26 protein-coding genes and 1 tRNA gene are annotated in these 25,615 nt (G+C 58.4%); 12 read left to right on the top strand and 15 right to left on the bottom strand.

Features of this window, described 5'->3' with window-relative positions; all coding sequences use genetic code 11:
• Window positions 1-189: 189 nt before the first annotated feature.
• From DESLA_RS0111355 to DESLA_RS0111345, 3 genes are read left to right on the top strand one after another with little or no spacing between them, the layout of a single operon-like run.
• Window positions 190-771, top strand: coding sequence for a CvpA family protein (locus DESLA_RS0111355; RefSeq protein WP_169732622.1), 582 nt, complete (start codon window positions 190-192; stop codon window positions 769-771).
• Window positions 768-1,565: a nucleoside triphosphate pyrophosphohydrolase gene (gene mazG / locus DESLA_RS0111350; protein ID WP_028572535.1), complete on the top strand. Its 798-nt coding sequence runs from the start codon at window positions 768-770 to the stop codon at window positions 1,563-1,565. The genes DESLA_RS0111355 and mazG overlap by 4 nt, the downstream gene beginning before the upstream one ends.
• Complete coding sequence (locus DESLA_RS0111345; RefSeq protein ID WP_028572534.1) at window positions 1,546-1,746, top strand: hypothetical protein; 201 nt, start codon at window positions 1,546-1,548, stop codon at window positions 1,744-1,746. The genes mazG and DESLA_RS0111345 overlap by 20 nt, the downstream gene beginning before the upstream one ends.
• Here the strand turns inward: DESLA_RS0111345 and cmk are convergent.
• The 8 genes from cmk to DESLA_RS0111305 all read right to left on the bottom strand — a co-directional run bounded on the left by cmk (window position 1,743) and on the right by DESLA_RS0111305 (window position 9,056).
• The gene (gene cmk, locus DESLA_RS0111340) at window positions 1,743-2,453 is read right to left on the bottom strand and encodes a (d)CMP kinase (RefSeq protein ID WP_051434614.1); all 711 of its coding nucleotides are present in this window, start codon (window positions 2,451-2,453) and stop codon (window positions 1,743-1,745) included. The two genes, DESLA_RS0111345 and cmk, sit on opposite strands and share 4 nt — an antisense overlap.
• Window positions 2,446-3,558, bottom strand: a complete 1,113-nt coding sequence (gene hisC, locus DESLA_RS0111335; protein ID WP_035261745.1) for a histidinol-phosphate transaminase — start codon at window positions 3,556-3,558, stop codon at window positions 2,446-2,448. Before hisC ends, cmk begins: the two co-directional genes overlap by 8 nt.
• Window positions 3,559-3,695: 137 nt before the next feature.
• Entirely contained in the window at window positions 3,696-5,366 is a 1,671-nt protein-coding gene (locus DESLA_RS0111330) for a type IV pilus secretin PilQ (RefSeq protein WP_169732621.1), read from the bottom strand.
• A gap of 235 nt (window positions 5,367-5,601) precedes the next feature.
• Window positions 5,602-6,237 carry a pilus assembly protein PilP gene (locus DESLA_RS21800; protein WP_084032029.1) on the bottom strand — a complete coding sequence of 212 codons (636 nt, stop codon included), beginning with the start codon at window positions 6,235-6,237 and terminating at the stop codon, window positions 5,602-5,604.
• Between the two features lie 26 nt (window positions 6,238-6,263).
• Window positions 6,264-6,905 carry a type IV pilus inner membrane component PilO gene (locus DESLA_RS0111320; RefSeq protein WP_028572529.1) on the bottom strand — a complete coding sequence of 214 codons (642 nt, stop codon included), beginning with the start codon at window positions 6,903-6,905 and terminating at the stop codon, window positions 6,264-6,266.
• Entirely contained in the window at window positions 6,898-7,482 is a 585-nt protein-coding gene (locus DESLA_RS0111315; RefSeq protein ID WP_028572528.1) for a PilN domain-containing protein, read from the bottom strand. The genes DESLA_RS0111320 and DESLA_RS0111315 overlap by 8 nt, the downstream gene beginning before the upstream one ends.
• Window positions 7,479-8,537, bottom strand: coding sequence for a type IV pilus assembly protein PilM (gene pilM / locus DESLA_RS0111310; protein ID WP_028572527.1), 1,059 nt, complete (start codon window positions 8,535-8,537; stop codon window positions 7,479-7,481). Before pilM ends, DESLA_RS0111315 begins: the two co-directional genes overlap by 4 nt.
• A 54-nt stretch (window positions 8,538-8,591) precedes the next feature.
• Window positions 8,592-9,056: a universal stress protein gene (locus DESLA_RS0111305; RefSeq protein ID WP_028572526.1), complete on the bottom strand. Its 465-nt coding sequence runs from the start codon at window positions 9,054-9,056 to the stop codon at window positions 8,592-8,594.
• Between DESLA_RS0111305 and DESLA_RS23545 the strand changes: the two genes are divergently transcribed.
• The 5 genes from DESLA_RS23545 to DESLA_RS0111280 all read left to right on the top strand — a co-directional run bounded on the left by DESLA_RS23545 (window position 9,046) and on the right by DESLA_RS0111280 (window position 14,425).
• Window positions 9,046-9,168, top strand: a complete 123-nt coding sequence (locus tag DESLA_RS23545) for a hypothetical protein (protein WP_281172408.1) — start codon at window positions 9,046-9,048, stop codon at window positions 9,166-9,168. The two genes, DESLA_RS0111305 and DESLA_RS23545, sit on opposite strands and share 11 nt — an antisense overlap.
• Window positions 9,169-9,438: 270 nt before the next feature.
• Entirely contained in the window at window positions 9,439-10,296 is an 858-nt protein-coding gene (locus DESLA_RS20140) for a transposase (protein ID WP_035261743.1), read from the top strand.
• An 86-nt stretch (window positions 10,297-10,382) separates the two neighbouring features.
• A complete protein-coding gene (locus tag DESLA_RS0111295) occupies window positions 10,383-10,610 on the top strand; it encodes a hypothetical protein (RefSeq protein WP_028572525.1) in 228 nt (75 codons plus the stop codon).
• Window positions 10,611-10,647: 37 nt separating this feature from the next.
• Window positions 10,648-13,686 (top strand): formate dehydrogenase-N subunit alpha, encoded by a 3,039-nt coding sequence (gene fdnG, locus DESLA_RS0111285; protein ID WP_084032028.1) that lies wholly within the window; start codon window positions 10,648-10,650, stop codon window positions 13,684-13,686.
• 13 nt (window positions 13,687-13,699) lie between these two features.
• Window positions 13,700-14,425, top strand: coding sequence for a 4Fe-4S dicluster domain-containing protein (locus tag DESLA_RS0111280; RefSeq protein ID WP_028572522.1), 726 nt, complete (start codon window positions 13,700-13,702; stop codon window positions 14,423-14,425).
• Window positions 14,426-14,641: 216 nt separating this feature from the next.
• On the opposite strand, the gene DESLA_RS20135 is transcribed toward DESLA_RS0111280, so the two are convergent.
• The 7 genes from DESLA_RS20135 to DESLA_RS0111240 form a co-directional block, all read right to left on the bottom strand.
• A complete protein-coding gene (locus DESLA_RS20135) occupies window positions 14,642-14,959 on the bottom strand; it encodes a hypothetical protein (protein ID WP_156932937.1) in 318 nt (105 codons plus the stop codon).
• A 286-nt stretch (window positions 14,960-15,245) separates the two neighbouring features.
• Window positions 15,246-15,725 carry a MauE/DoxX family redox-associated membrane protein gene (locus DESLA_RS0111265; RefSeq protein ID WP_028572520.1) on the bottom strand — a complete coding sequence of 160 codons (480 nt, stop codon included), beginning with the start codon at window positions 15,723-15,725 and terminating at the stop codon, window positions 15,246-15,248.
• Window positions 15,722-17,482, bottom strand: a complete 1,761-nt coding sequence (locus tag DESLA_RS21795) for a rhodanese-like domain-containing protein (protein WP_084032027.1) — start codon at window positions 17,480-17,482, stop codon at window positions 15,722-15,724. The genes DESLA_RS0111265 and DESLA_RS21795 overlap by 4 nt, the downstream gene beginning before the upstream one ends.
• Window positions 17,483-17,554: 72 nt before the next feature.
• Complete coding sequence (locus tag DESLA_RS20125; protein WP_028572519.1) at window positions 17,555-18,118, bottom strand: TlpA family protein disulfide reductase; 564 nt, start codon at window positions 18,116-18,118, stop codon at window positions 17,555-17,557.
• A 33-nt stretch (window positions 18,119-18,151) separates the two neighbouring features.
• Window positions 18,152-18,880, bottom strand: a complete 729-nt coding sequence (locus DESLA_RS0111250; protein WP_028572518.1) for a response regulator — start codon at window positions 18,878-18,880, stop codon at window positions 18,152-18,154.
• A 14-nt stretch (window positions 18,881-18,894) separates the two neighbouring features.
• Entirely contained in the window at window positions 18,895-20,922 is a 2,028-nt protein-coding gene (locus DESLA_RS0111245) for an ATP-binding protein (RefSeq protein WP_337833224.1), read from the bottom strand.
• A gap of 5 nt (window positions 20,923-20,927) precedes the next feature.
• Window positions 20,928-22,175 (bottom strand): ABC transporter substrate-binding protein, encoded by a 1,248-nt coding sequence (locus DESLA_RS0111240; RefSeq protein WP_028572516.1) that lies wholly within the window; start codon window positions 22,173-22,175, stop codon window positions 20,928-20,930.
• 146 nt (window positions 22,176-22,321) lie between these two features.
• Between DESLA_RS0111240 and DESLA_RS0111235 the strand changes: the two genes are divergently transcribed.
• The 4 genes from DESLA_RS0111235 (at window position 22,322) to DESLA_RS0111220 (ending at window position 25,614) form a co-directional block, all read left to right on the top strand.
• Entirely contained in the window at window positions 22,322-22,981 is a 660-nt protein-coding gene (locus DESLA_RS0111235) for an Ig-like domain-containing protein (RefSeq protein WP_028572515.1), read from the top strand.
• Between the two features lie 137 nt (window positions 22,982-23,118).
• The gene (locus tag DESLA_RS0111230) at window positions 23,119-24,537 is read left to right on the top strand and encodes a DegQ family serine endoprotease (protein WP_337833223.1); all 1,419 of its coding nucleotides are present in this window, start codon (window positions 23,119-23,121) and stop codon (window positions 24,535-24,537) included.
• A 96-nt stretch (window positions 24,538-24,633) separates the two neighbouring features.
• Window positions 24,634-25,512: a 4-(cytidine 5'-diphospho)-2-C-methyl-D-erythritol kinase gene (gene ispE / locus DESLA_RS0111225; RefSeq protein ID WP_028572513.1), complete on the top strand. Its 879-nt coding sequence runs from the start codon at window positions 24,634-24,636 to the stop codon at window positions 25,510-25,512.
• Window positions 25,513-25,539: 27 nt separating this feature from the next.
• Window positions 25,540-25,614, top strand: a tRNA-Gln gene (locus DESLA_RS0111220).
• Window position 25,615: the final 1 nt, after the last annotated feature.

Raw genomic sequence — 25,615 nt, 5'->3', positions numbered from 1 at the left:
CCTGGGTATTCCGCCTTTCACGAATCATCCGGAACCCTGACCGCGACACGAGCCGCCGGTGTTGCCCGTACCCGCGAAACATGGCAGATTCCAAACGTCGTTCGTCAGATGATACGAGCCGTTCACGTCCCGTATCCATCACGAAAGCCCTTCCCGGGCTCACCCTCACGCCTATCTCTGGACACCCTCATGCCTATAGCTGATTTGAACACCCTGGACATCCTGATTCTGGTCACCCTGGGATTCACCCTGATCCGCGGCCTGTTTCGCGGATTCATCGGTGAGATTTCCTCCGTCGCCGGCCTGATCGTCGGATTCTTCCTGGCCAACAAATACCACACCATGCTCCTGCCCCTGGTGGAGAGCATTCTCCCGGATCGCGGCACGGCCCAGTTGATCAGCTACGCCCTGGTCTTCTGCACCGGCTTGGTGGGCGTCCTGATGGTCGCCGCGGTCCTGCGGCACCTGTTGAAGGTCGTCCTGCTGGGCTGGGTGGATCGCTTTGCCGGAGGCGTGATTGGACTGTTGAAAGGCGGACTGATCTGCGTTCTTCTGGTCCTGGTTCTGACCACGTTTCTTTCGCCAAAGGCCGAGATTCTGGCCTCATCCCGGATGGCCCCCCAGGTCAATCGCTTCGCGGCCATCCTGGCGGATCTGCTGCCCAGAGAGATGCGCCTTGAATTCGAGGAAAAGAGCCAGCCCTTGCGCCAGACCTGGCGCGAAAACGTTCAGGAACGGTTGTCCGGCGACCAGGGAGGTCAGCGGCCATGACCGGCGATCAAACCGCGCTGTTGCGCCTGCGGGACGTACTGGAACGACTGCTCGGCCCTGAAGGCTGCCCCTGGGACCGGGAGCAGACCCCGCCGACCCTGGCCGACTATCTGGTTGAGGAAGTGCATGAACTGGTGGACGCCATCCGCTCGAACAAACCGGACGACGTCCGCGAGGAACTGGGCGATGTCTGGTTCCTGCTGCTTTTCGTGACCCGGCTGATGGAACGGGACGGACGCTTTACCCTGGAAGACGTCCTGGACCAGGCCGCGGCCAAGATGGTCCGACGCCATCCCCACGTCTTTGCCGACGCCTCTTTCGCGAACCTGGACGCCCTCTGGGCCAACTGGGAAAAGGAAAAAAAGAAGGAAAAGGCCGACCGCGGCCCTTTTGAAGGCATCCCGTCGACGCTGCCACCCCTGTTGCGGGCCTACCGCATCAATTCCAAGGCCGCACGGCTGGGCTTTACCTGGTCGGATACGGACGGTGTGCGGGAACAACTGAACCAGGAATGGCAAGAATGGCACACCGTCCAGGGCGAAGACGGCAATTCAGCCGAAAAAGCCCTGGACGAATACGGGGACTACCTCTTCACCCTGGTGGAATACGGACGACGGCATGGACTAAAGGCCAACGAAGCCCTGGACCGGGCCAACCGCAAATTCCTGAACCGCTTCGACAAGCTGGCCCAGTTGGCCGAAACCAAAGGGATCGACCTGGAAGGGCTGGACCTGGATTCCTGGAACGCCCTGTGGAACGAGGTGAAACAACGCCATGAGCCAAGCCAAGATTGACCAAATCCTCAGCCTCTGCGCTGAACTGTCCGTGGAAGAACTGGAACAGCTCGCCAAGGATCTGAAAAAAGTCCTCTTCCGGTGCCGGGTCCAGGAAAAGATCGACCTGCGCCGCGAAGATGTGGCCCAGCGCCTCAGCGAGGCCATGGATCACCGGATGGATAAGACCGGGGCGGATTAGCCCGAGTCGCGCAGCACCTTTTCGACGACCACGCCGCCGACCTCCCCCGGAGTCAAGCCCGCCGTATCGATGATCACGGCGTCGTCCGCGGGCTTGAGCGGAGCGATGGATCGGTTGCGGTCCTGATCGTCGCGGTGGCGCAGATTGGCGATCAGGGCGTCCAGGTCCTCCTCGACGCCCATCTCCTTGAGTTGCAGCCAGCGCCGTCTGGCCCGCTCCTCGGGCGCCGCGTCCAGAAAAAATTTGTACCGGGCCCGGGGGAAGACCACGCTGCCCATGTCCCGGCCTTCGGCCACCAGGGAGGTTCCGGCTCCCAGGCGCTGCTGGGCCTGCTTGAGGATTTCCCGAACCATGCCCACCTTGGCCAGATTTGAGGCCCACATCCCGACCTCCTCGCGCCGGATTTCCTCGCCCAGTGGTTCTCCATTCAGGAATAGCGCGGCCTGACCGCCTTGTCCCCGCAGGGTGAATTCCAACCCGGCCAGGCGTTCCCGCAGAACCTCCTCGCTCCAGGTCCAGCTTTGCGCTCCCAGGCGCAGGGCAAAAGCCCGAAACATGGCTCCGCTGTCCAGGTAGGCAATGCCCAGCCCATCGGCGACCATCCTGGCCACGGTGGTCTTGCCCGATCCGGCCGGCCCGTCCAGGGTGACGACCAAAGGCTGTTCAAGAAGATCTTTTGATGTCCGCGCGGGATGATGTTCAGCCATGGAGCACGGCCTCCAGTTCCCGGAGGAAAATTCGATTCTCCTCTCCCGTTCCAACGGTCACCCGCAGATATTCCTCCATTCCGTAACTCTTCAGGGGCCGGATGATCACCCCTTGCTCCAGGAGTTTCTGGAAGACGTCCAAGGCGGACAAAGCGTCGTGCCCTGGCTTGAACAGCAGGAAATTGGCCTGCGAAGGAAAGACGCGGCAACCGAGCCGGGTCAATTCCGTCGTCAGCCAGGCCCTTCCGGCCTGGACGCATTCCAGGGAGGCCTGGACGAAATGAACGTCGCGCAAGGCGGCCAGACCGGCGTTTTCCGCGAGGATGTTCACGCTGAAGGGCGGCTTGACCCGGATCAACGCATCCGCCAGCCAGGGCGGCATGACCCCGTATCCCAGCCGCAGCCCCGCCAGCCCGTAGAGCTTGGAAAATGTCCGCAGCACGACCACGTTGGGAAAATCGCGCAGCCGAGACAGCAAGGAGTACTGGTCCATGGGCGAGGCGAAATCCATGTAGGCTTCGTCCACCACCAGCAACGTCCGCGACGGGAGTCGGCGGGCGAGGGTTTCCAGTTCCTGAACCGGGGGGGCGTACCCCGTGGGATTGTCCGGGGTGGTCACGAAAACCAGGGCGGTTTGCTCGGTCGCCGCGTGCAACAACTTGTCCCAGGGGAAATGAAACTCCTCGCCCAGGGGAACGGTGCGGATCTCCACGCCGCTGAGCCTGGCCAGCAAGCGGTACATGCTGAAGCTGGGCTCGAAGATCAGGATGTGATCACGACCCGGCCGGACCGCGACCCGGATCAACAGGTCGATGATCTCGTCCGAACCGTTGCCGGCCACGATCCACTCCTCCGGCACGTCCAGATGCGCCGCCAAAGCCGCCCGCAACTCCGGGCTGCCCGACCGGGGATACCGAAACACTCCGTCGGCGTGATCTTGCAAAGCCTTTTGAACCAGCGGCGAAACGCCCAGCGGATTCTCGTTGCTGGCCAGCTTGATCACCCGCTGCAAACCGTATTGCTCACGGATTTCATCAATGGAAAGCCCTGGAGTGTAGGGACTGAAACCTTGAATTTCAGGACGGAGAAAGGGGTGCTGTTGCACGATGAATCCTCACGATCGGTGATGACAAAAGCCTCGGGACCAGGGAGAGCACATCTCCCCAGACCCAAGGCTACAGGCGAACCGGAACTTGTCAGGCACGCTTTCCACTCTACGAGGCCCAGCCACTTTCAGTGGCTTTACAGGATACTGGGCCGGATAAATATAAGCAGCTCTTCCTTTCTTTCTTCAGTGATCCTGCTTTTGAAAAGAACCCCTAACCCTGGAATGTTCGCCAGCCCCGGCACGCGGTTCTCGCGTTGGCCTTCGGCCGCCTTGAACACCCCCCCCAGGACGATTGTCTCTCCGTTGTTGACGATCAACTTTGCCTCGGCGGATTTGGTGTCGATATTTTCCCCAATTGGCACGTCGTCCTTGACGACAAGATCAAGAATGAGTTGGTCGTCGGGAGTAATTTGTGGCGTGACGGACAGTTCGAGAACCGCGTCTTCAAAAGCAGGCTGAGGATTGCCGGCGTCGTCAAGCACGTTGACCCGCACCCGCGTGCCTTGCTTGATCACCGCCCGTGAGTTGTTCAACGTCACGATGCGCGGGCTGGAGACGGTCCTGGACTCGCCCTGCAGCTCTCCAAGCTGCAACTGGACGTCCAGGGTAAACATATCCGGCCCCATGAGCTTGGAGATGAAGCCTCCGATTCCAAACGTGGGGGGCATGGCTATCGGCGTATTGACCAGGTATCCGGTCTGCCCGACGCCGCCCTGGTTGATCGGGACTCCGCCGCCTGCCGCGCCATAGACGCCTCGGTAGTACTCCGTCGTGACGCCTTCAATACCGCCTCCCCAGCGGAGTCCGATGGCGCGCTGAAACTCGTCCGAGGCATAAACGACCCTGGCCTCGATCATCACTTGTCGTTCGGGCTGGTCCAGTCTGTCGATGATTCCCTGAATCTGCCGAATTCGCAACGGAGAGTCGGTCAGGATGAGCGTGTTGGTCCGTGGGTCAAAGCTGAGCCTGCCCCTGTCGCTCAGAAAGGGTCGCGTCCTGGCGTCCATCTCCGCCGCGGTGGCGTAATTGATCTGAATGTAGGCCGTCTGCAACGGTTCCAGGCGTTCGATGGTCTCCTGGGCCTGCATGGCGGACTCCCGGGCGCGGCGGCGTTGTTCCCGTTCGCTCTCCAACTGCTGGGCCGTGCTGATGCGCAGGATGTTGCCCCGGACCACCATTCCCAGATTGCGCTGGACAAGAACGAGGTCCAGGACCTGATCCCAGGGCACATTGTCCAGTTTCATGGAGATCCGACCGCCGACTCCGGCGTCCAGGATCAGATTATACCCGGCCACCTCGCCGATGAGCCGCAGCACGTGCTCCACTTCGGCGTTTTGCAGATCAATGGAAATCGGCGTCCCGACGTACTCTTCGCGCATTCCCGGAAACAGCGCTTCTTCCTCGGGAAAGCGCGTTTCCAACGCATCCTGGACCGGATGCTCCCGTGGCTCCGGACGAACCGTCGGCATGGCGGAAAGCTTGGCATCTTCCGTTCGGGCCTGGGCGTCCACGAAACGCAGGATCAGCCCTTCCGGCACCTCCTCGGGCTCGATGACTATCGGGTCGGTGGCGGTCAATATCAACTCCCCGCCGCTGGCCGTATTCCGCAGCAACCCTGTTTTCACCGGATGTCCGAAGGCGTGAAGCTGGTGCAGTCGGGCAGCCGTCGCCGGTATGACGGCACTGGGAAACAGTATCCGAATTTGGCCCGGACGAGCTGAAACGGATCGCCACGTCAGTTCGCCGGTCGCTTCCAGACGGATGCCCACGACGTCGTCGGCCTGGAAAAACGTCGCCTGGCGCATGTCGGGCCGTGAATCAACCGTCCTTGATTCTCCGAGGAAATCCTCGACCGGTTGCGTCACATTTGCTTCGGACGACACTCTTTCCTCGGGTACGGGTTCCGGGGCGATTGCCTCGGCACCGATGGAAGTGCCCCCATAAACCGTCACCAGCACGAACATGATCGCGCCGCAAAAAAGGATCGGTAGTCGGTTCGTCCGCCGTCCTCTCGCTCGAATCTTTATCGCTTTCAGGGCGCTACCCATGATCATCTCCCTCGCTTGGATGCAGCTTGAGGATCACTTCCCTGACCTGTTCGCGACCGGCGATGTCCAGGCCATGTTCCTCGATGATCACCTCGTTGGCAGTGATCCGGCGGACTTTACCGCCGTACCGTCCCACGCCCACTCCGGGCCGGAGCACGAATCCCTTGCCGTCGGGCATTTCGACCATGGCCAGAGCCTGGTCGGGACGATCCACGGCCCAGACAATGCCGATCACCCGCAACTGGGTCGCCTCGACGCGTTCCAACGGGGTCAACGCCCTGGCCGGAGCTTGGGCCCGAAACGACTCTTCCGGCGGGGCAGGGCGGACGAACGGGCGAAACGGATCCGGCTTGCCTTCCGGACGGAAGACGTAGCCGTCCGGGGTACGCAGCCAGTCCGGAAGTTCCAGGGTGGTGCCCATGAACATCTCCTCCACCCCGTTGTCATCCTCTTCGACCGTCCAGCCGGTGCGTGGCGAAACAAGCTGAAAAAAAAGCATCAGCGCCGGAAAAAAGCACGGAAACAGTCCAGAGGAAAAGAACAAAATGCCCACCCGGTTGCGTGGAAATCTTCTCCGCGCACCGGCTTGCCGGCTTATCCGGGATGCGTCCTGCTGCGTGGGCGTCATGGAATTCCTCGGCGAAGAGCGCCGGACTATCTGCGCCGCCTGGTTTGCTGCTGCTGGCTTTGCTGTTCCTGCGCGGCCTTGATTTCCTGCTCGGTCAGGGCCCGGTAGACCTGGATGGTGCTTTCGGCGTTCAGGATGACCGGGCCGGTCCCGGCCGCGGCGGTGGGCTGCAAACGAAGGCGATCCAGACTGACCAGTCGGTCCAATCGGGCCATGCGGTCAAAAAAGGTGATCAGGTTATGGAACTCGCCGCGCATCCGCAACTGGACCTCGCGGGAGGCATAGAAATCGTGCTGAACCTCGTCGCCGGGCTGGAAGAGCATGAACTCGACCCCCACATCCATGCCCAGCCGCTCAATGGCGGCCAAAAGTCGTTCACGTTCCTGGGCGTCCTCGGGCAGCAGCATCTTGGCCAGGAGCAACTCGTACTCCCGGGCCTCCATTTCCTCCTCCAATTCCGGCAGCCTGGCGGCCAGTCGGCGATTGGCTGCGATGGAGGTTTCCAGGTTCCGGATATCCTCTTGCAGCATGGCCTTGCGCTCAAGATTGGGCATGAGCGAAAAAAATGCGTAGCCGCCCACAACGACGACGATCAAAACGACGAGAATCGCCAGCTTATGCAGCTTGTTCAGGTTCTCCAGCCGCTTGACCACGGCGCGACTATCCATGCTCGGCCCTCTCCAGGAAGTAGTCGGCCGGTGGGGGACCGAAGGAGACCCGAAAATGAAACTCCACCAGCGACAGGCCCTGCACCTCCCGGCGCAAGGTTCGCTCCGTCACCACGCCGCGGACAAAGGCCGAGGTCCGGAGTATTTCCACATAGGCGGCAAAGGATTGGTTGTCCATGGCCACGCCCCGCAGTTGCAAAACCCCGTTCTTTTCCAGGTGAAAGGTCTCGAACCAGATCCGCTCTTCCGGCAGCAGGGAAATCAATGCGTCCACATAGCGTACCGGCAGGGTCTGGATACTTCGGATATCCGTGATGATTCGGATTTTTGACTCAATGGACTTCAGCTCGTTCTCCATTCGCCGGACCCGGGCCACCTCGGCCATCAAGGCCAAGTTTTCGGCTTCCCTGGCTTCATGAACGCGTTCCAGTTCCCGGACTTCGGAGCTGATCCATAGATGGGTCAATAAAATCGCGCCCCCGACGAGGACGAAGGCCAGTATCAAAGCGCCAAGGTCCAGGCGCAGGGTGGAAATCCGCGGTCGTTTTTCCGGGGGGAGGAGGTTGATGCGGATCATGGGACCGCCTCCCGCAGGGCCAGCCCGGCGGCCACGGCGTATTGCGGCCCCACGGAACGTAGATAGGCCGCGTCGAACCGGGCCGGGTCCGGCTCCAGCTTGCGCCAGGGGTCGAGGTGGCGAACGTCCAGTTCCAACTCTCGCCCCATCCGACCGGGCAGCCCAGCCAACAGACTGCCTCCTCCGCACAGATACAGGGTTTCAGCGGGTTTGGCTTCCGGTACCGAACCGAGATAAAATCCAATCAGGCGCCGCACCTCGCCCGCCCAGGAGACCACCGCGTCCTCCAGTTCATCCACGATCACGGCCTGTTCCGTGGACGGCAAGTCGCCCGGGCCGTTGATTTTCAATTTTTCGCACTCCGCCCTGGACCGGTTCATCAATTTCGCCAGCCGGTCGGTCAGCTGAAGGCCACCGAAACTCAATTCGCGGTGAAAGACCAATTGCTTGTTCCAGACCACGCAAAACACGCTTAGTTGGCCGCCGATGTCCAAAATGTACTGGGGACGGTCGATCAGTTCCGGATAGTTGAATTCAAAACAGTTGTTCAGAGCGAAGGCGTCCACGTCCATCACCCGGACCTCCAGACCGGCCCGGGTCAGGATGCTCAACCGGTCCTCCACTTCCCGTTTCTTGCTGGCCACTAAGAGCACGTCCACCGTCCCCTCCTTGACTCCGGGACCGAGGTTTTGGTGGTCGATATACACGTCCTGCAGGTCGAACGGGATGTACTGCTTGGCTTCCTTGGCCAGAAAACTTTCCATGTTCGCCGCGGCCTCGGAAGCCACGTTGACCTTCTTGACGATCACGGCATGTCCGGTCATGGCCGAGATCACGCCTTTCTCCCGGATGCCCAGATGCCGCCATAGCTCGGCCAGCCGGTCAGCCGCCTTTTCGCCCTTGTCCATGTCGCCGACGGCCAGGGGAATGCGGCCGATCCGGTTCAAGATCGGCTTACGTCGTCGCAAGCTCAGGGCGACGACCTTCATCCAGCCGCTGCCCAGGTCTACCCCAGGGGGGGGGCTTTTTTTACGCAGTTCAATGGTAATAGCCAATGGCGGAACTCCGTGCGCTGATGTCGGCGATGATCAGCCTGGGAATCAAGGCGGTCATTTCCCGGGGAAGTCCACGGGACAGAAGGGCCGCAGGGTCAGGACGGGGCAGTTGGCGCTTTTGACGACCTTCTCCGCCACCGAGCCGAAGAGTATCCGGTCGATCCCCTTGCGACCGTGGGTGCCCATGACGATCATGTCCACGCTTTCCTCGTCGGCGCATTTCACGATCTCTTCCGCGGCATATCCGCTGACCACGCGCCCGGTTACGTTGACGTCCGGCAGGTACTGCGAAATAAAGGACTCCATGCTCTGTTCCGCTCCGGAGACGATTTCCCCGACGAACGTTTCAATGGAGTTGGGCGGGACGTGAAAGCTGACGTACTGGTTCAGTGACGGGGCCGAGTACAGCAGAATCACCTCCGCTCCAAAGGCCTTGGCCAGGGAATGCGCGTACTCCGAAACCATGGGGCTGACTTCCGAAAAATCAATGGCGCAGAGAATTTTTTTCATGTCCACCATCGTCATATCCTCCCGCGGATTGGGTGAAGTGCAACAACCTCAAGCAAAAATCGGCGACAATCGCCGCTTCTTCAATGCCATGTCTTTATGGTTCTGCCAAAGTGTTAAATAAATGGCAAGGATGGGGAGCGCTTCCTTATTGATTCATGGGAGCGATGCCGATTCTCCAAGGATTTGATTTTCCTGATTATCACCCAAGTGTTACCCCAGAGCACACGACGACGCCCTTCTGGATGTTCTTTTCGAACCCGCTTGCCGAACCCTCTACCTGAGGCTGCTTTTCGGGTAAAAGGGGATGGCCCAAAGGAGAAAAAAACGATAGAAGCCAAATCGCCTTCAAAACATATTGCTTTGACTCAGAACTATCGGGTGTCGCCTCATCATGCGGTTAATCGACTATGAACACTACATAAAAAGCGAATCCACGGCTCGTCGCTATCTGCTGAAATTTTGCTGGAAAAACCACCAGCGGTTCTGCCCGCGCTGCAGGCAACGTAAGAACTACCCTCTGACCGACCGCCGACGCCGATGCGCTCAGTGTTCCTACACCTACCATGACTTCAGCGGACGCTGGGTCAACAACTGCGACCTGAGCTGCCGGAATTGGCTACGGATCATCAAGCTGTTTGAAATGGACCTGACCGTACTGGCCATGAGCAAGGAGGTGGATCTGGCCTATAACACGGTGTACAAGGCCGTGACCACCATCCGCTGCGCCATCGCGGCCAGCGCCATCGACGCCAAGGATTTTTTCGGCCCGGAGCGGAGCATTGAGCTGAACACCTCCGGTCGGGTTCTGAGAGTTGTTCCATCCACAAAGCTTTCCACGCCGGTTTTCGGGGTCATTGAGCATTCCGGAGTGGCCTTCGTGGACCTCGTCCTCGGCCTGCGGCCTGAAACGGTCTTCCACTTTCACCAGAGTTTCGGTCTGGAACTGGGGCACTGGGGCAAGACCTACTTCAGCGCGCCGTACCAACGCTACCATGCCCTGCTCTTCTGCACCACAGCCCCTCCGCCCCGTTTTCTGGAATTCACCCTCCCTTCGCAAACACCCTCTCCCGGATCTTCCCCCGACTTCCTCACCTACCTCCTGGACAAGATCCGCCGTTACCGCGGCCTCTCTCCGGAAAAATTCCCCCTGTACGTCAAGGAACTGGAGTTTCGCTACAATCATCGCAACGCGGACATCTTCACTGAAACCGCTGGGCTGCTCTGCCGGTTTGTGCCAAAATTTGGGTAATCAGCTTTTTTATTGACCGCTTTTGCGATTTCTTTCAAAGAGGTACCTAACAGATCGAATCTAGAAAAAGCCTCATGGAGATCGCCATGTCCCAACTTGTTTCCTTTGCGGAAAACCTTCCCTTCGTCGGGCTGGGATTCCGGATCAGGCCGTTCGCGACCCAAATTCTGGGCCGTGTCCGGAAGGCCATGCTCTTGGCGTTCCGGAGCACCCGGCTTGGGTGCCGTCCGGGAAGCGAGCGCGAGACGGGCATCCCCCGGGCCTCTGGATACGATCTGTTGGTCATGCAGGCACGAGAGATCCGCGGTCAGTGAGTTTTTTCATCAACCGTCTTTAGGCTAAGGAGGCCGTATGCAGATTAACCGCAGGAATTTTCTTAAATTTTCAGCCGTGGCCGGCTCGGCGCTGGCCTTCGGTGGCTTGGGGTTCGACCTCAAGCCCACCGTGGCTAAGGCGCAATTGCTCCAGTTGAAGGAGGCCAAGGAAACAACCTCAATCTGTTGCTACTGTTCCGTGGGCTGTGGGCTGATCGTGCATACGGCCCAGAGCGGTCCCTACAAAGACCGGGCCGTAAACATCGAAGGCGACCCGGACCATCCCATCAACGAAGGCTCCTTGTGCGCCAAGGGTGCTTCCCTGTGGCAGCTCGTCGAAAACAACGACAGGATGACCAAGGTTCTCTACCGCGCTCCCAACTCCGACAAATTCGAGGAAAAGACCTGGGACTGGGCTCTGGACCAGATCGCCCGCAAGGTCAAGGACGCCCGTGACGCCACGTTCGTCGCCAAGAACGCCCAAGGCCAAGTGGTCAACCGCACCGACGGCATCGCCCATACCGGTTCAGCGGCTCTAGACAACGAGGAATGCTGGTACATCTCCTCCTTAATGCGTTGCTTCGGCTTGGTGTACATAGAACACCAAGCCCGGATCTGACACAGCGCCACTGTAGCGGCTCTGGGAGAGTCGTTCGGACGCGGTGTGATGACCAATCACTACATCGACCTGATGAACAGTGATTGCATTTTGATGATGGGCGCCAACCCGGCGGAAAACCATCCCGTTTCTTTCAAATGGGTCATGAAGGCCAAGGAAAAAGGCGCGACCCTGGTCAACGTGGATCCTCGTTTCAACAGGACCTCCTCCAAGTCCGACCTCTATGTGACCATGCGTTCGGGAACGGACATCCCGATCCTGGGTGGGATGATCAAGTACATCATCGACAACGAACTGTACTTCAAGGACTACGTCGTCAACTATACCAACGCCGCCTTCCTGGTGAATCCCGATTTCGGTTTCGAGGACGGCCTGTTCACCGGCTTCAATCCCGAGACGGCTTCCTACGACAAGGCCACCTGGACCTTCCAGATGGACGAGCAGGGAATCCCCAAAAAGGATCCCAGCCTGAAGGATCCCAACTGCGTCTTCCAGTTGATGAAAAAGCACTACGAGCGCTACGATCTGGACCGGATCGAAAAAACCTCGGGTACACCCCAGGACCAGCTTCTGGCCCTGTACAAAACCTTTGCGGCCACCGGCGCTCCGGACAAGTCCGGGACCATCATGTACGCCATGGGCTGGACCCAGCACACCACCGGCGCACAGATCATCCGAACCATGGCCATGATCCAGCTCCTGTTGGGCAACATGGGCATGGCCGGTGGCGGGGTGAACGCCCTGCGCGGCGAGTCCAACGTTCAGGGTTCCACTGACCAGGCTCTGCTGTTCCACATTATTCCCGGCTATAACCCCACACCCCGGGCTGCCATGGCCACTTTCGAAGACTACCAGAAGGCCACGACTCCGGTGTCCAACGACCCCAAGAGCGCCAACTGGTGGCAGAACAGACCCAAGTACGTGGCCAGCCTGCTCAAGGCCATGTATCCGGACAAGGACCCGAACGAAAGCTATAACTACATGCCCAAGCTGGACGCTGGCCAGAACGCTTCCTGGTTGGTGCTCTTCGACCACATGCTTCAGGGCAAGTTCAAAGGCTATTTTGCCTGGGGCCAGAACCCGGCGGCCTGCGGTGCGGACTCCAACAAGACCAGAAACGCTCTGGCCCAGTTGGACTGGCTGGTAGTGGTCAACCTGTTCGACAATGAAACCGCCTCCTTCTGGAGAGGCCCGAACATGGACCCGGCCAAGGTCAAGACCGAGGTCTTTGTTTTGCCTCCGGCTGTCTGGTGCGAAAAGGAAGGCTCCATTTCCAACTCCGGACGCTGGGTGCAGTGGCGCTATGCCGGTCCCAAGCCCATGGGCGATTGCATCCCGGATGGCGACATGGCCCTGGAGTTGGTGCGCAGGGTCCGCGCTCTGTATGAAAAAGAAGGCGGTGCTTTCCCGGATCCGATCATGAACTTCAACACCGCTGGCGTTACCAATCCGGACAAGAAGTTCCCGCACGATTTCGATCCGCATCGAGTGGCCAAGCTGCTCAACGGCTACTTCGTCAAGGACGTGAAGATTGGGGACACCACCCACAAGGCCGGAACCCAGGTGCCCAACTTCACCGCTCTCCAGGCCGACGGTTCTACGGCCTGCGGCAACTGGGTCTACAGCGGTTGCTACACCGAAGCCGGCAACATGATGGCCCGCCGCGACAAGACCCAGACTGAAATGCAGGCCAACATCGGCATCTTCCCGGCATGGTCTTGGGCTTGGCCCCTGAACCGCCGCATCGTGTACAACCGGGCCTCTTGCGATCCGCAAGGCAAGCCCTATGCGCCGCATAAGGCTGTCATCGCCTGGGACGGCAGCAAGTGGGTCGGCGATGTGCCGGATGGAGGATGGGCACCAAGCGAGCGGCATCCCTTCATCATGACCGCGGAAGGCTACGGCCGGTTGTTCGGTCCGGGGATGGCCGACGGTCCTTTCCCCGAGCACTTCGAAGCCATGGAATGTCCTTTTGAGGAGCATCCCTTCTCCAGCCGTCTGCACAATCCCACGGCCCTGGAGTTCGCCGGTGAAGCGATCAAACGCGCGGTTTGCGATCCGCGGTATCCCTTCGTGGGCACGACCTATCGGGTCACCGAACACTGGCAGTCCGGGGTCATGACCCGCTGGACGCCCTGGCTGTTGGAATGCATGCCGCAGAACTTCGTGGAAATTGATCCCGAGCTGGGCAAGCTGCGCGGCATTGAAAGCGGTGACAAGGTCATCGTGGAAAACATGCGCGGCAAGATCGAAGCCGTGGCCATCGTCACGCCTCGCCTACAGCCGATAAAATCCATGGGCCAGACCATTCACATGGTCGGCACCACATGGCACTACGGATGGGTGCATCCTCGTGATGGAGGCGATTCGGCCAACCTGCTGACGCCGTCCGTAGGCGACCCGAACACCTTCATTCCCGAGACCAAGACATTCATGGTCAACATCCGCAAGGCCTAAGGAGGAGTGCGATATGCAAGGTAAAAGCTTCTTTGTCGATCTGACCAAGTGCACGGCCTGCCGGGGCTGCCAAGTGGCCTGCAAGCAGTGGAAGAAACTCCCGGCGGAAGAAACCAGAAACTGGGGCTCGTTTCAGAACCCCAAGGACCTGTCCTTCATCACCTATAAGCTGGTACGAATGACCGAGGCCATGGACGGTGAGAAGTTCAAGCAGTGGTACTTTTTTCCGGATCAGTGCCGGCACTGCGTCTATCCACCCTGCAAGATGGTCGGCGACTATGACGACGATCAGGCCATTCTGCATGATCAGGAGACCGGGGCGGTCCTGTTCACGGAACGGACCAAGAACCTGGACGGCCAGCAGATCAGGGAATCCTGTCCGTACGACATCCCTCGCTGGAGTGAGGAAACCAAAATCCAAACCAAGTGCGACATGTGCATCGACCGGGTTCAGAACGGTTTGCTCCCGGCCTGTGTGCTGAGCTGTCCCACCGGAACCATGCAGTTCGGGGATTCGGATGAAATCCTGGAAATCGCTAAAAAGCGGCTGGAAGAAGTCAAGAAGTACAAACCCAACGCCGCGCTGACCGATCCCAACGACGTCCGGGTGATTTTCCTTACCGAGGACAATCCTCGGGAGTACTTCAGGTATGCCGTGGCATCCGCGGACATCCCTGTACTCAGCCGTAAAGCCGCTCTGGCCAAGGCAGTCTCGCCGGCCAGACGGATTTTCGGATAGTCTCTTTTCTCTCACCCTCCTTCGTCTTGACCGGGGCCCCGTGGGCCCCGGTCGCTTTTTTAGTATCTGCTCAGCACATTATGCGTCCGCTCTTGCTCCGGCAATCGGTATCGGTATCGAAGTCGGAACAGAAAAAAATGGGAACGCATCCCAGCGTTTTCGATCCCGATACCGACACCGGCAACGGCACTACTCGGTGCTGAGTAGTTACGCTTTTTATTGCCTCTCCAGCACGATCACCCCGACGCCGGGAATGTCAACTTTTAGCCGGGTCGCCTCCACGATGTCCCCGGTGATCACGCCTCCGGTTCGGGTATGCAGCCAAATCTCACCCCCGCGCTGCTTCCAGCGAAACGATACCACGTCGAAATTCGTCTCCCAGGTCCCCTGACCATTGGGCTGCAAGTCCAGCAACACAAAATGCTCCGCCTCGGAAGGGCTTTGATACTTGCCCACCAGGTGCGACGGGTCGGAGCAGGCAGTGATCAGGAAAAAAGCCAAGCTTGTTACACCGAGACAAAGTAATCTGAGCATGGAACACCTCGCCGGAAGACAAAAGTCAGAGGTCAGAAGTCAGAAGTCAGAGGGCAGGGGGATGGGCAGAATTGTTCCCGCTCTACGGGCGCTTTGAATCGAAATCGAAATCGTGATCGAAATCGATTTCTGGTAACTTTCTGATTCCGATTTCGATTCCGATTTCGATAGCGATTTCGATGCCTGCTGGCCCACACTGGAGGTTTCTCTTGAATATACTGCAATCTGCCACTCTGAAATTATCGAGATTTTGGATGATCCCCAAAATGTCGCTGAAGTGCCTGGATCAGGCAATTTTTTCAATCCTGGAGGTGAAATGGTTCTCCAGGTGCAAAATCTTGTCGAAGTAGTAGATGTGGACGGTCATGGCCACCCAGATCAGGTCGCGGACCACCGTCCACCAGGATATCGGGTCCTCGACACTGCTGAAGCAACCACAGGGGATGGGCGAATCGCGCAGCAGGTTGACCACCACGGCAATGGTGAACATGACCAGCATTCCGCCGATCAGCACCACAGCGGATTTGGCCCGGAAACCGATGATCAATAAGACGCCGCAAACCAGTTCGAACCAGGGCATGAACACGGACAGCACGTTCACCGCCCAGTAGGGGACCAACTGATAGCTGGCGATGGTTTCCGCGAATTCAGCGGTATAGCTGATCTTGTACATGCTCGCGTAGATGAACAGCCCGCCGATATACAATCGCAGTGCCAGGGCCACGTACTCATGGGTCAGTAGTCTGACCAGCGGATTTTTCGTCATGGCTCCACCGGAAGCCCGTTGCGTTGCCATTGCCGCAGGCCACCTTCCATGACCCGCACATTGACCATGCCGCGCTCCTTGAGCTTGGCCGCCACCTGTTCGTCATATCTTCTACTGATGTTGCGGCCGTAGACGACAACGTCCTTTTCCGGATCCAGCATGGCGAAGCGCATGGAATAGACGAAGTCGAACAGGTTCAAAGGCAGATTCTCCGCGCCGACGATACGCGACTGATTGTAAAACTCCGTGGGCCGAGCGTCTAAAAACAGCGCGCCTTGTGACTCATGCTTGAGCTTGGCCCAGGCCACGTCGATATAATCGGGCCGAGGCTGACCCCAGGTTTCGGGCAACAGCGAAATGCCGCCGGGACTGGAGGCGTTGAAGACCAAGGCCAGGACCAGACTGACCAAGGCCAAAGCCAGACAATCGAACAGGCTTACCCGTTTAATGCGCAGGGTTTCGGAGCGCAGCAAGGAGCTGAAGCGATTGGCGGTCGCCTCCAGCAGGCTGATGGTCTGGCGGCTTTGTTGCAGTTCGTCCAATGTTTGGCGCAGTTCGGCGTTTTTGCGCAACAGGTCGCTGTTCAGTTTTTGGATGGTTTCAAAGGCCAGGGCATTGCCCAGGCTGACCAGAAAGCCCTGGAGCAGGGCGGGCAACAATTCCCGCTCCCCTTGATCGTCCTCGGACCGGGCAAGACTGTTTCCGATTCCCGCGAGCCCATACCAATTGTCATCCAACAGGAACGCGGCGCCGACTTGCGACGTCTCGGCCAATTCCAAGGCCTGGAGTTCGTCTTGGGTCAGCACCTGATAGTGCTTTTCTCCCTGGGCCGGGACAAACGGAGGATGCAGCAGGGAACGGAAGACGGCATCCAAGCGCTGGGCATCAAAGACCGGAGAAGTATCGTCGCCGAACCCTCGAGTCACGATTTCGATCCGGTTGTCACGTCGATCCCACAGCACGATGAACCCCTGTTGGGCGCTGAACGTGCCCATGACCGACAGGAGAAATGAGGAGAGCAGGGTCTTGGCGTGGAGGTTTCCGCTGAGTTCCCGAGTGGTGTCGCAGATGGACTTGAAGTGAAAGTAACGGCGATCCAGGCGGGTCTGGATGTCCTGGGAAGCCAGCAACGCCCCCTGAAGCTCGGTGTTTCTCGCTTGCAGTTCTTCGTTCAGGCCGCGGATGGTCTCATTCACGCTTGCGGAGGCCAGGGCGTCCATAAAGGCCGTGACCAGTTGCAGCACGAAATCTTCATCCTGGTGGTCGTAGGCCGAGCCGTTGACCTTGGGGCCATAGCCCAAGACTCCGAAACGATGCTCGTCCAGGTACCACTCCACCACGACGCGCAACGGCTCGGGCAGACCGGGCTTTTCGGGGGACTCGTTGATCACCACGACCAGAACCTGCCGGGACAGCATCTCGCCTTCGTTGTGGATTTTGGCGGATACGGACTGAACTGCATCGGGCAGCCGTTCCTTGTCGGACTCGGGCAGTCCGCGCAAGACGAGATGCTGCCGGCCTGAACGGCGATCCTGGGCAACGAGCAAGCCCTGAGCCGTTCCCAGAGCCCCCATGCTCATCAGGACGAAAGTCTCCATGACCTCCTTCGGGTCGGTCAACCGACTCAGTTCGCTGACCGTCTCGAACAAGGCGTCCAGATGAAAGGCACGACGCTCTCCGGATGACTCTCTGGAAGCCTCTACAGGGGGCTGTAAAGGCGGTCCCGCTGAGGGGTTCGGAGCCCGGCGCTGATCCATGTCGTATCCTCGACCGAATCCCCGGCGCGAGACGCTGGGGAAATCGGTGGTCTGGAATCAGGAAAACAAGATTCAGGGTAACTGTTTGAGCCGATTGAAGAGACTGTCGATATCCGTGCGGCCCAGGTGAGTGTAGAGGACGGAGCCGTCACGATCCAGGATAAAGGTGTACGGGGTGTCCGGTTCACCGATCAGTTTGTGCAAGGCATAGTCCCCATCCTGAAGAATGGGAAAGGGAAAGCGCCATGTCCGGTGAAGGTGCGCGATTTCCATCGGCGTGGCTCCGACGGCCACGGCGACCATGGCTACCTTGCCCGCCATTTCCGCGTCGCGCTGAACTCGTTGGTACAGGCGCAGGATGTCCGGAGCCTGGTTATGGCAGATAGGACAGTAAACGCCGACGATCTCAATCAGAAAGAGGTCCCGCTCCATGTCCGCCAAAGCCAAGCTGTCCTGTTCCTCCTCGAGGCTCAGGTAAATTCGATGGTCCGGGACCTCCGGAGCGGGGAACGTAAAGGCCAAAATCTCCGGATGTCGTTCACCGACGCCCAGAGGTCCTGCGGCGAAAGCCTGGCCGACGAGCAACGCCAGCGACAACCATACCAGAACCAAGTATCTGCCTGTAAATCCGCGCATATTTGTTTCTCCGACGATTACGTGAAAGTGGTTTCAAGCCGGCATGCCGCTCAACACGGAGCGCGCCTCGGCTTCATCCTGAACGATCCGGGCCAGTTTGGTCACCCCGACCATTTCGAACACCTTGCGAAAATTCTCGGCCAGACCGGTGAGGATCACGGATTGGCCGCGCTGCTTGCTCTCCGTCAGGAGCTGGATCAGAACGGCGATGCCGGCGCCGTTGATCGAGGCGTTCTCGTTGAAGCGAAAAAGAATTTTGGGGACGTTCCAGGCCGAGATGTGACCGTAAGCCTCCAATAGCACCGGCTCGGAGGCGGCGTTGACGTTGCCGCGGATGTCGATGCAGGCCATATCGTCCTCCTGGACCCAGGAAATCTCCCTTTCCTCGTTTTCGGCCATGGTCAGCCGTTCCTCGGCGCGTCGCAAGGCTTGGTCCAGGGCGGCTTTCTGAATCGGCTTGTTGATGAAGTCCGTGGCGTTCATGTTCAGCGCACGGATGGCCAGATCCAGGTCCCCGTGTCCGGTGATGATGATCACTTCAGCCAGGGGATTGATCTCCTTGATGCGCTTGAGGACCTCCAGGCCGTCCATCCCGGGCATTTTGATGTCCGTAATCACGATGGACGGTTGCTCTTTTTGGAAAACGACCAACCCATCCTCGCCGTTCTCCGCGGTGAACACCGTAAATCCGTAGGCGTTCAAAAACAGGCGAAACATGGACAGGGTCGGCTTTTCATCGTCGATAACGAGTATTTTGCGCATCAGCCAGCCTCCATTCATTCCTGAGTAACGGGAAACGAAAGCACGAAGGTCGTACCTTCACCCTCCTCACTCTTAATGTCGATAGTCCCATCATAATCCTTGATGATGCCGTAAGAAATGGACAGCCCAAGCCCCATGCCCATCCCCGTCTGTTTTGTAGTGAAAAACGGATCGAAAATCTTTTCCGCCACGGACGGACTCATTCCGCACCCGGTATCCGACACGGTCAGACAAACCCGGTCTTGATCCAGGAAGGAGCGGATCACGATCTCCCGGCGTCCTTCCTCTTCCAGGGTCTTGTAGCGGCTTTGAATCGCATCCCTGGCATTGGTGACCAGATTGAACAAGACCTGTTCCAAACGATTCACATGAGCCGACACCGGTGGAAGGTTCTCGCCCAGGTCGAGGGTAACAACGATGTTTTGCAGGCTCAACTGATGGGCCATGATGGACATCACTCCGCGCACCGGCTTGTTGATGTCGATGGGCTCCTTGGAGAAGTCCGACTTACGGCCGAATTCCCTTAAATGATTGATGATCTCCGTTGCCCGGTCTACTTGGGCGCTCATTTCATTGCTGATTTCGCACAAACTTTCGTTGGAAAGCGGCATTTGCTCATTCACCGCCATGTCCAGGAATTCGCTGCCCATCTTGATCATGTTCAACGGTTGATTCAGTTCATGGGCGATCCCCGCGGAAAGCTGGCCCAGGCTGGTCATTTTGCTGGCCTGGATCAACTGGGCGTCTTTTTCCAGCATTTCCGTGATGTCCGAGGTGGATACGATGATCGCGTCGCGTTCCAGGTAGCGCGTTTTGCAGGCCACCACGTTCACGTAAAAGGGCACTTCCCCTTTCTTGAAATGCATGGCCTTGGGATAGATGAAGCTTTCAGCGCCAGGATTGTCCTGGAAATAGGCGGTAAACCGATTCTTGAACTCCGGCGCCAGCTCCAGAAACGACGTCTTCAGCATCTCCTCCTTGGAATAGTCATACGTGCTCAAGGCGCTGGGGTTGGCGTCCAAAATTCGGAATGTGCGGGTGCTGAGCACGAAAATCGGGGCCGGACCGCTTCGGAAGAGGGAGCGGTATTTTTCCTCGGACTCCCGGACTCGGTTGCGGTAGAGCTTGATGCTGCGAACCATGTGCTTGAAGGAATCCGCCAGCTGTTCCACCTCGTCGCCGGACTTTTTCTTTTTGACCACGCAATCCGTGCAGTAGGCGGGTTTCTCCGGGGTGTAGTCGGGGCTGACCCGGCCCAGGGTCTTGTCCACGTACCAACAGGGCAGGTCCATGTTGTAGTAGGCCGGACAGTGCTCCTCCTTGTCCGCATCCTCCAGTCCCAAGGGTTTCATGTCCAGGTTGCCCCGGGTGATCTCGTCGGCCAGTTTGGTCAACTGGGTCAACGATCTGGTCACGTACTTGGAGAGTTTATGGCTGACAAGAAAAATAATAAGGAAAATTGCGCATATAAAGCCAAGGAATGTAATGCGCAACTTGCCGATTAACTGGTCGATGTGTTTTTGCTTCAAACCGACGTGAACGGTGCCGATGGGGTAGATGCCTTCCCAAATCGGCACGGCGATGTCGTAGACCGAGGCGTCGTCGATGATCAACTTGGTCACGCTGTACTGCTTGTCCGCTGGAATGGGGTTGGCGGAAATCAACGGTTCCGGAAACGGACGGATGAAGGTATGCGACAGGACGTTTCGCTCATCGTCCAGGATAAAGATGTATTCCACGAGCATCCGCCGCTCGCCGAGTTGGGCCGCGTCAAAGATCAGACTGACCAGATTCGGGTGGTCCCGGGTCAACACGTAGCCGCGGCCCTGGTCCGCAATGCTTTGAGCGATGGCGATGCCGCGACCGGTCAGTTCATTGACCAGGCTGGAGATCAGAATCCACCTCGCCAACAGGGCGATGGCCGCGCTGATGACCAACACCATGGCCAGGGTGGAGAAAAATATCTTGTTCTTGAGGCTGGCTTCTCGCAAGGAACTCATCATGCTCCTCGGGGTCGATCCGAACCGTTTCGTATCCGGCATGGGGTCTATTCCGAACAAGTCGCCGACGGATCATGCCGTACTTCCGCCGTGAGCCGGTTCCAATCGGTCAAGATCACCAGCCGTCCATTCTGGATGATCGTGAAGTAAACCCGCTCCAACCCTTGATGGTTCGTCGGCCCGAAAGACAGGGTGTTGGCGATGCCCAGGGAATAGTTCTGGATGGATTGAATGGCGTCGATGAAGCGCGCCCTGCTCAGGTTGCGTCCAGCCCGTCGCAGCCCCTCCACCAAGACCTTGGCGTTGATGTAGCCTTCCAGGGCCACAAGGTTGGGCTGATCCTCCGGAAAGGCACGTTTGTGCCGCTCCAGATACTCCACCACGCCCCACAGCAAGGCTTGCGATTCCAGCGAGTCCGGAGGAGGAACCACCTGAGAGATGATGACCCCGTCTCCGTCCTTGCCCAGGATGCGGGCCAATTCCTCGGATCCCACGAACGAAACGTTGTGAAATAGTGGAGAGAACCCGCGAGAACGGGCCTGCTTGATGAACTTCGCGCAGGCGTCGTAGGTTCCGACCATGATCACGGCCTCGGCCTGGGATTCCATGATGGCCTCCAAGCCCTCATCAATGTCCTGGGTGCCGCGGGTGTAACTGCCCCTGGCCACCGGCGCCAAATCATACGCCCGCAGGGCCAGCTCGGTTCCTTTCAATCCATCGAAACCATACGCGTCATATTGATAAAATACGGCGATCCTGGTCAGGCCGAGGTCTTCGACAAAATGGCGAACGACTTCCTGAGTTTCTTGATAGTACGAGGCCCGAATATTTACGATATTCCGATTGAACGGTTCCCGAAACGCGTTCGCCCCGCTGAAGATTCCCAGGAGGGGTATTTGAGCTTGCTCGATCAATGGGAGAATCTTGACAGTGGTCGGAGTGCCGACGTAACTGAAGAGCGCGAAAACTTGGTCGTCAACGATCAGCTTCTGCGTGTTCGCAAGGCATCTTGGCGGATCATATCCGTCATCATAGGCGATCACCCGAATCTTGCGTCCATGCACCCCGCCCTGCTCGTTGACATGATTGATGTAGGACAACGCCCCGTTCAGGGTCTGTGTTCCCAAAAAACCGGCATGCCCGCTGAGCGCCAACGACGAGCCGATCAAAATTTCCGATTCGTTCACACCAGGAACATCGTTCAGGGGCGAGTCGTCATGGACGCTTTGGGAACAGGAGAGGAGAAGGCCGGTCACGGCAACCATGACAAGAATATGGTGAATTCTCACGAACATGATCTCCTTGAAGATGTTGGCAATTCACTCTCGATATAATTGGCAAAATGAGCGAGTCGCTTGCCGCGGGGCAAATTTTCTCTTAACTTAGTAACCCTGTAACCCATTCACCATATGTCTGACAATAACCTTCGAGAGGCACGATCATGATTATACGTTCATTCCGCGCGTACTTTCTCGTTTTCGTCACCCTGCTTCTGATTTCCTGCGGCGGAGGAAGCACGGTTACTTCGGTGACACTGAGTTCAGATCCCGCGGATGTCCCCGTGGGCGGCAGGACCACCCTCACCGCTGAGGCCACGAACAGTGTGACCGGCGACGCCCTCGGCGAAAAGGTAACCTTTACGATTCGACACAATGAAAGTGGTTCCCACTTGGACGTGGTCAACGACCGACTAGACGCCAACAACCAAGCCCGAGCTATTTTTCACGCTGGTTCAAAAAGCGGCACGGATATCGTGGAGGCCTCCTTTGCCAGCGGCGCACGGGCCACGACGACCATCAAGGTCGGCGATGGAGTGGTTATTGGTGATATTCGACTGGAGGCCTTTAGCCAGTCTGGTGGGGGGGTCTCTCAAGCTTGGCGAATTCGGGCCACGGTCACAGACACTCGTGGATTCCCGGCACCGGGAATAAATGTTCTTTTCAGCACAAACAATGGCGACCTTGGTCTCACAGGAGTGACGACAAATAGCGCTGGTATTGCGGAGACCATTCTCACTCTGGCAGACTCTACTCAAGGTGCCAGGGTTTGGGCCACGGCAGGGGGAATTTCTGTATCCACAAGTGTTGGACCCAGAAATTGATACCCGTGTTGGATTTGTTGGAATCAAGCACTTTGTTTTTTTTGCCGTAGCATGTAGTTTTACATGTTCTTCCGGGCTGAACCCACCCCACAGTAATACAATAATAAACCATGATTTCACCTGAGGAGGAATAATTCGTGCTACCTTTCATTAAGAAGCTGCTATCGGTTTTTGCCTTATTGTTGCTATGGAGCGTCACCTTCGCTCACGCCCGGCTCCCCGAATTCACCGACTTGGCCGAAAAATCAGCTCCGGCGGTGGTGAACATCAGTTCCGTGCGCATTGTTTCCGGAGATGACAGTTTGCGACAATTTTTCTCTCCGTTTCAGCGTCGCGGAGGACCTTTTGATGATTTTTTTGAGCAATTCGAGAGGTTTTTCGGTGATCAGGCTCCGACCAGGCGTTCTCAGTCGCTGGGTTCCGGCTTCATCATCTCTGCAGACGGCTTCATCGTGACCAACAATCATGTGATCCGCGACGCCTCGGAGATCACTGTCAACTTGCTGGATAACGACACCTCCTACCAAGCCGAGGTCGTCGGACGAGACGCGGAAACGGACTTGGCCCTGCTGAAGATTGAGGCGGATCGGCCCTTGCCCGTATTGGAGTTCGGAGATTCGGACCAGGCCAAGGTCGGTCAGTGGGTCGTGGCCATCGGAAACCCTTTCGGCTTGGCCCATACGGTGACCGCCGGGATCGTCAGCGCCAAGGGCCGAATCATCGGCTCCGGTCCCTACGACGACTTTATCCAGACCGACGCCTCCATCAACCCCGGCAACAGCGGCGGTCCGTTGCTGGACATGCAGGGGCGGGTGATCGGAATCAACACGGCCATCGTCGCCTCGGGGCAGGGCATCGGCTTCGCCATCCCCAGCACCATGGCCCGCGGAATCATCGCCCAGTTGCAGGAAAACAAGATGGTTCAGCGTGGATGGTTGGGCGTGACCATTCAGGATCTAGACGATAACTCGGCCAGAGCCCTGGGGCTGACGTCCACCCGAGGCGCATTGATCGCCGAGGTGATCCCGGACGAACCCGCCGCCAAGGCGGGACTGCGCTCCGGGGACGTGGTGGTTTCCATCAACGGACAGGCGGTGGTGGACTCCGGCTCTCTTTTGCGGGTCGTGGCCCAGCAGACTCCCGGTGAATCGGTCAAGGTCGAGGTGATGCGCCAAGGCGAAAAGCAGTCCTTTACTGTCACCCTGGGCACCAGGGATGCGGAGCGTCTGGCCCAACGCGGTGCGCCGTCCCCCAGGGCGGAGGACCAGGAAACATCCCTGGGGGTCTCCTTGCGCCCCATCGACGAGCGTGAAGCCAGGGCCATGGGCATGACCCGTCCGCAAGGCCTGCTGGTCACCGCCGTGGAGGTCGAATCCGAAGCCGCCCGAGCCGATGTTCGCGCCGGCGACATCGTCATGGAAGCCAACCAACAGCCCGTCAACTCCGTAGACGACTTTCAACGGGTCCTGCGTGAAGACGCCACGGAAAAGGGCGTGGTCATGCTGCTTATCCGCCGACAGGCCCAAACCATCTTCCGGACCATTCCCCTGGAATAGACTCTCTCGCTTCAAGCAACCTCAAAAGGGCGGCGCTTCGAAACGCCGCCCTTTTTTATTGTGATTTCTCCGTGGATCGACTATGCGGCAACGATCATGTCCACGCCTCATTTTTTGCCGACGAAACTGCTCGCGGGCTGCAAAGTCAATATTTTTTTGGAAATCCTCGGGCTTCGAGACGATGGATACCACGACTTGGCGACGCTGTTCCTGCCGCTGCCGACCCCGCACGACGTTTTGACCGTCACCCCCAGCGCCTCCGGTACCGGACTGACGCTGACCTGCTCCGAGGATGCGGTGCCTCACGAAGAGAACATCCTCGCCAGGTGCTATGAGTATTTCGGTAGAACGACGGGTTTTCGACCGGACGTGAACGTTCACCTGCAAAAAGACATCCCCATGGGTGCCGGACTCGGGGGCGGCAGCAGCGACGCGGCGGCCTTCCTGAAATTCCTGAACGACAGAGCCGGTGCTTTGCGCTTGAATGACGCCGACCTCATTTCCTTGGCGGGCAATCTTGGAGCGGATGTCCCGTTTTTTTTGCTTAACCGCCCGGCATGGGCCACCGGACGAGGCGATCGCTTGACTCCGGTTTGCCTTCCTTTTGACGGGCTGACCGTGGTATTGGCCTGCCCCCGGGTCCATGTTTCCACAGCCTGGGCCTACAAGGCCTGGGACGAGACTTGCCTGGAAAAAACATCGCCCCCCTTTCCCTTGACACCGCAAATCGCTCAGGATATGTTCCCCGCTTTGCCAATTTCCGTCTTTCGCAACAGCTTTGAGTTGCCGGTGTTCGCGGCGCATCCACGATTGCGGCTCGTTAAAGAAATGCTTTTGTCCTGCGGCGCCGGCGGCGCGGTCATGAGTGGAAGTGGAGCAAGCTTGTTCGCCGTGTTCCGCGCATCCGCCCAAGCGGAGAAAGCGGCCGGCCGCGTCCGGGAGTGGGACATTCCTACGTACGTCTATCCTCTCTAGCCCTCGAAACTCGGCAAATTGATCAATTGGGGTGTCGCCAAGCGGTAAGGCACGGGTCTTTGGAATCCGCACTCGGAGGTTCGAATCCTCCCACCCCAGCCAT

The sequence above is a fragment of the Desulfonatronum lacustre DSM 10312 genome, assembly GCF_000519265.1.
GTDB classification, from domain to species: domain Bacteria; phylum Desulfobacterota; class Desulfovibrionia; order Desulfovibrionales; family Desulfonatronaceae; genus Desulfonatronum; species Desulfonatronum lacustre.
The sequence above is the reverse complement of the archived record's forward strand: the minus strand, read 5'-3'. Positions and strand labels throughout refer to the sequence as shown.